Source organism: Streptomyces sp. NPDC054956 (genome assembly GCF_053609185.1).
On record NZ_JBSGXB010000419.1, the window covers coordinates 1 to 5,538 of the forward strand.

5 protein-coding genes are annotated in these 5,538 nt (G+C 71.7%); 4 read left to right on the plus strand and 1 reads right to left on the minus strand.

Annotated features, from left to right (window positions below; genetic code table 11):
* The coding region (locus ACWGDE_RS35635) for a GAF domain-containing protein (protein ID WP_453393221.1) at positions 1–793 on the minus strand (793 nt) is incomplete at its 3' end.
* 313 nt (positions 794–1,106) lie between these two features.
* Here ACWGDE_RS35635 and ppk2 point away from each other — a divergent pair.
* The 4 genes from ppk2 to ACWGDE_RS35655 all read left to right on the plus strand — a co-directional run.
* On the plus strand, positions 1,107–1,901 hold the full coding sequence (ppk2, locus tag ACWGDE_RS35640) for a polyphosphate kinase 2 (protein ID WP_453393217.1): 795 nt from the start codon (positions 1,107–1,109) through the stop codon (positions 1,899–1,901).
* 49 nt (positions 1,902–1,950) lie between these two features.
* Positions 1,951–3,651: a SulP family inorganic anion transporter gene (locus ACWGDE_RS35645; RefSeq protein ID WP_453393218.1), complete on the plus strand. Its 1,701-nt coding sequence runs from the start codon at positions 1,951–1,953 to the stop codon at positions 3,649–3,651.
* A gap of 179 nt (positions 3,652–3,830) precedes the next feature.
* Entirely contained in the window at positions 3,831–5,180 is a 1,350-nt protein-coding gene (locus ACWGDE_RS35650; protein WP_453393219.1) for an MFS transporter, read from the plus strand.
* Positions 5,181–5,222: 42 nt separating this feature from the next.
* Positions 5,223–5,538: hypothetical protein (locus ACWGDE_RS35655; RefSeq protein ID WP_453393220.1), on the plus strand; the 316-nt coding region annotated here is incomplete at its 3' end.

Here is a 5,538-nt window from a genome sequence, read left to right on the forward strand (position 1 = left end):
GCGTTCCCGCGACGGGGACGACGAGCCCCTGCCGCGCCCCGCTGGCCGCACCGGTCGCGAACTCCACGACCAGGCCGTCGGCCCCGTCCATGGGCATGGCGATGTCCGCCAGGAGGGACCCGGTGATCTCCTGGGCCCGGCGGGCGATGAGCTCCAGCACGGCAGCGCGGGAGCTGCCGGACAGCAGGCTCTCGGTGATCTCCGCATTGGCCTTGAGCCACCGCTGCTGGCGCTGTGACCCCTCGTAGAGCCGCGCGTTGTCGATCGCCACGCCGGCGGCCACGGAGAGCGTCGAGATCACGGTCTCGTCCTCGGGGTCGAAGTCCACCCCGCCCCGCTTGTCGGTCAGGTAGAGGTTGCCGAAGACCTCGTCGCGGACCCGGATGGGGACCCCGAGGAAGGTCCTCATCGGCGGGTGATGGGCCGGGAACCCGTACGAGGAACTGTGCGCGCCGAGGTCGGTGAGGCGCAGGGGCTCCGGGTGGCGGATGACCTCCCCGAGCAGTCCGTGTCCCGCCGGCAGAGGGCCGATCTCGGCGATCGCCTCCTCGCTGAGCCCCACGGTGAGGAACTGCGAGAGCCGGCGGCCGTCCGGGCCGATGACACCCAGTGCCCCGTACTCGGCGTCCACGAGCAGCGCGGCCGCCTCGACGATCCGCCGGAGCACCTGGGCGAGGTCCAGCTCCCGCCCGACCGACACGACCGCCTCCAGCAGGCTGTGCACCCGGTCCCTGGTCCCGCGCACCGCGTCAATGCGTACCTGGAGCTCGTCGAGCAGCTCGTCGAGCCGCATGCGCGGCACTCGTCCCAGCGGATCCCCCACAGTCACGTGCTTCCCCTTCACCCGCCGGCCCACCTGCCGTCCGAGGCCAGGGTATCGACAGGCCTGGGCCCGAGGGGTTCGGATGCGCACAGAGGCCCGCCCGCCCGGGCGGACCGACCGATCCGCCCGTTCCGCGACGGGCACTTCGAGCACCAGGAGTGCGGGTTGCGGGGCGTCTTGAACGACCGTCGACACGCCCGGGCCGGAAGCGGATCGTTGCGCACGGATGCCGGGCGTGACTGACTGGGCGCAGTGTCCGGAGACGTCGGGGAGAGGGGCGGCCATGGGTCTCAAGAAGGCGGTCTACGAGGGCGAGCTGCTGCGGCTCCAGACGGAGCTGGTCAAGCTCCAGGAATGGACGCGGGCGGAAGGGGCCCGGCTCGTCGTCGTCTTCGAGGGCCGTGACGCGGCGGGCAAGGGCGGCACGATCAAGCGGGTCGCCGAGCACCTGAACCCGCGTGTCGCACGGATCGCCGCCCTGCCGGCCCCGACGGAGCGGGAACGCACCCAGTGGTACTTCCAGCGCTACGTCGAGCACCTGCCCGCCGCCGGCGAGATCGTCCTCTTCGACCGCAGCTGGTACAACCGTGCCGGAGTGGAACAGGTCATGGGCTTCTGCACGCCCGCGGAGCACCAGCTGTTCCTGCGGCAGTGCCCGGTCTTCGAACGCATGCTGGTGGAAGACGGCATCCTGCTCCGCAAGTACTGGTTCTCCGTCAGCGACGCGGTCCAGGAAGAGCGGTTCCGCCGCCGGGCGCAGGACCCGTTGCGGCGCTGGAAGCTCTCCCCGATGGACCTGGAGTCCCTCACGCGCTGGGAGGCGTACTCCCGGGCCAAGGACGAGATGCTCGTCCACACCGATACGACGGACGCCCCGTGGCACGTGGTCGAGAGCGACGACAAGCGCAGCGCGAGACTCAACATGATCGCCCACCTCCTGTCGTCCGTCCCCTACGAGGACGTGGCCCTGCCTTCGCTGACCCTGCCGCCCCGGCCGCCGTCCACGGGCTACCAGCGCCCGTCCAAGGAACTCCAGCACGTCGTGCCCGACCGTGCCGCCACACTGGGGAAGGACTGAACGGCGGCAGCCGGCCGCACGGGACGAGTGGACACCTGTGAGGAGCGCGATGCCCGCACGTGGATGGTCGTTCCTGTCGGCTTCCGGGCTGCGGGGGTACCAGCGGTCGTGGCTCGGACGGGAGGCGCTGGCCGGCGTCACGGTGGCCGCCTACCTGGTCCCGCAGGTCATGGCGTACGCGGGTGTGGCCGGACTCCAGCCGGTCGTGGGCCTCTGGGCGGTCCTGCCGGCCATGGTGCTCTACGCCCTGGCCGGTTGCTCGCGGCTGCTGTCGGTCGGCCCCGAGTCGACCACCGCCCTGATGACGGCCGTCGCCGTGGGACCGCTCGCCGCCGGGGACCCGGGCCGGTACGCCGCCCTGGCGGCGGCGCTCGCGCTGATGGTCGGCCTGCTGGCGCTGGCCGCCCGGGCCGTGCGCCTCGGGTTCCTCGCGGACCTGCTCTCGCGTCCCGTGCTCGTCGGCTACCTCGCGGGCGTCGCCCTCATCATGATCGTCGACCAGTTGCCCCGGCTCACCGGAGTGCGCACGACCGGTTCGGGATTCTTCCCGCGGCTCTGGTCCTTCGTGAGCAACCTCGCCCACGTCCACTGGCCGACCGTCGTCCTGGCCGCCGGGGTCCTCGCCGTGCTCCTCGCGGTACCGAAGTACGGGCGGGCGGTCCCGCGCCCGCTGCTGGCCCTGGTGCTGGCCACGGCCGCGGTGGCGGCCTTCGGGCTCGACGACCGGTACGGGCTCGGCGTCATCGGATCCGTACCCTCCGGGCTCCCGACACCCAGCCTCCCGCCCCTCGACGACCTGGACCGGCTGCTGGTCCCTGCGCTGGGCGTGCTCCTCGTCGGCTACTCGGACGTGATCCTCACCGCCCGTGCCTTCGCCGACCGGGGCGACCCGCTCCCGCTGGACCCCAATCGTGAACTGCTGGCCCTGGGGGTGGCGAACCTGGGGTCGGCCGTCCTGCACGGGTTCCCGGTCAGCAGCAGTGCGAGCCGTACCGCGCTGGCCGGGTCCGCGAAGGCGCGGAGTCAGGTCTACTCGCTGTTCGCGGCGCTCGCGGTCCTGCTGGTCCTGTTCTTCCTGGGCCCTCTGCTGGCCCACACTCCGAGTGCCGTCCTCGGCGCCATCGTCGTCTATGCCGCGGTCCGGTTGGTCGAGGTCGGCGAGTTCCGCCGCCTCGCGACCTTCCGCCGGAGAGAACTACTGCTGGCCCTGGGATGCCTGCTGGGGGTCCTGGCCCTCGACATCCTCTACGGCGTCCTCATCGCCGTCGCCCTGTCCGTCATCGAGCTGCTCGCACGCGTGGCGCGTCCGCACGATGCCGTGGAAGGCATGGTCCCCGGCCTCGCCGGCATGCACGACGTCGACGACTACCCGACGGCCCGGACCGTACCGGGGCTCGTGATCTACCGCTACGACTCACCGCTGTTCTTCGCCAACGCGGAGAACTTCCGTCGTCGTGCCCTGGCCGCGGTCGACGAACAGACCTCGCCGACCCGCTGGTTCGTCCTCAACGCCGAGGCGAACGTGGAGGTGGACATCACCGCCCTGGACGCCGTGGACGCACTGCGTCAGGAACTGGAGCAGCGGGGGATCGTGATGGCCCTGGCCCGGGTCAAGCAGGAACTCCGCGAGGACCTGGACGCCTACGGGCTCACCGCCTCCGTGGGCGCCGACCGGATCTACCCGACCCTGCCCACGGCCCTGGAGGCCTACCGGGCCTGGAGCAGTGAGGCGGGGCCGCACGAGGAGTGAGCCCGGCTACCGGTCGGGCCCGGCGTGGCGGCAGGGGCTGTCCGTGCGTCGAGCACACTCGCCCCCGGGGTGGCTGTGCTCGGAGCACGGTTCCGGCCGTGATGGCCTGTTTATGGTGCCTCGCATTCACACCGAACCAGATGGTGTGCGTCTCGGTACCAGTGCCAGGAGGGCAGCCGATGAGCGCAGTCTCAGTACAGTCCGGAACCGCCGGAGTCCCGGACGGGGCCGGCGGTCCGCAGCCCGTGGGCGCCTACTTCGAACGCATGCCGTTCGGCAGGGCCCACGTGTTGATCGCCCTCGCGCTGTTCATGGCCTTCGTCATCGAATCGTGGGAGCAGCTCGCCCTCGTCTACGTCTCCGCCGACCTCGGCGACGCCTTCGCCCTCGACGCCGGACGGATCGGGTGGGTCCTGTCGGCCGTCGCCCTCGGCATGATTCCCGGTGCGCTCGTCTGGGGACCGGTCGCCGACCGGATCGGTCGCCGCGCCGTCTGCCTGTGGAGCCTCGGTTCCTACGGTGCCGTGGCTCTGGCCAGCGCCTTCTCGCCGAACTTCACCACGCTGATGGCCACCCGCGTGCTTTCGGGGATGGCTCTGGCCGGCATCTACACCGTCACCTTCCCCTACTTCCTCGAACTGCTCCCGGTCGGGCTGCGCGGCAAGGCCGCCGTCTACCTGTCGATCGGCTGGCCCATCGGCGTGCTCGCCGCCGTCGGGGTGACCCAGGCGCTGTCCGGGATGGGCTGGCACGTCGTGGCCGTGGCCAGCGCGCTGGCGGCCCTGTGGGTGTTCGCGATCCGGGCCTGGGTGCCGGAGTCCCCGTACTGGCTGGCGGCCCGCGGCCGGCACGCCGAAGCCCGGGCGGTGCTCCTGAAGCTCGGCGCCGACGTGCCCGAGGGCGCCCGCTTCACCGTGGTCGAGCCCGAGCGGGCAGGAAACCCCCTCGCCCTGCTGCGCGGTCGGCTGCTGCGCATCACCCTGCTCATGCTGATCGTGAACTTCGCCTTCAACTGGGGCTACTGGGGCCTGCAGACCTGGCTGCCCACGCTGCTCATGGAGAAGGGCCTGAGCATGTCGAGCAGCCTCGGCTTCGTGGCACTGAGCGCCCTCTTCATGATCCCCGGTTACGTCTCGGCCTCGTACCTGACCGGGCGCTTCGGCCGCAAGAAGGTCTTCCTGCCGTACGTGGCGGCCGCCGCGGTCAGCGGCGTGCTGTTCGCCTACTCCGGCAGCCTCACCCAGCTGTACGCCGCCAACTTCGCCCTGTCGTTCTTCAGCCTCGGCGCGTGGGGCGTCTGGAACACCTGGAACGGCGAGTTCTACCCGACCGCGCTGCGCGCCACCGGATACTCCTGGGCCACCGCGGCCCAGCTGATCTCCACGTCGGTCGCACCCTCGGCCGTCGGGTACCTGCTGGCGCGTGCGACCGGATTCTCCTCCACCGTGCTGTTCATCACCGCGTTCCTGGTGGTGGCGCTGGTCGTGGCCGTGCCGCTGCCGGAGACCGAGGGCCGCGATCTGGAGTGATCCAAGTGATATATAGGGGCAGATGGTGACAGGAGCGTGCGCGTGAGGCTGGGAGTGGACGTGGGACGCGTCACCACCGTCGCCGTGCTGGTCGGGCCGGAGGGCCGGACGGTGGCGCGCGCGGTGGTGGACAGCGTTCCCGGCCTCGGCGAGTGTCTGCGCGCGGCGCTCGCCGAGCTTCCGGGGGACCGGACCGGTGAGGTGGATGCCGTCGGCCTCACCACGGACCTGGAGCGTCGTGCGTCGCGGCTGCGACCGGTGGCCGCGCTGCGAATCGCCCCGCCCAGCCATCCGTCCCTCGGGCCGCTCGCGGGCTGGCCCGCGCGGGCCCCCCCCGCGGGGGGGCCGCGCCCGGCGG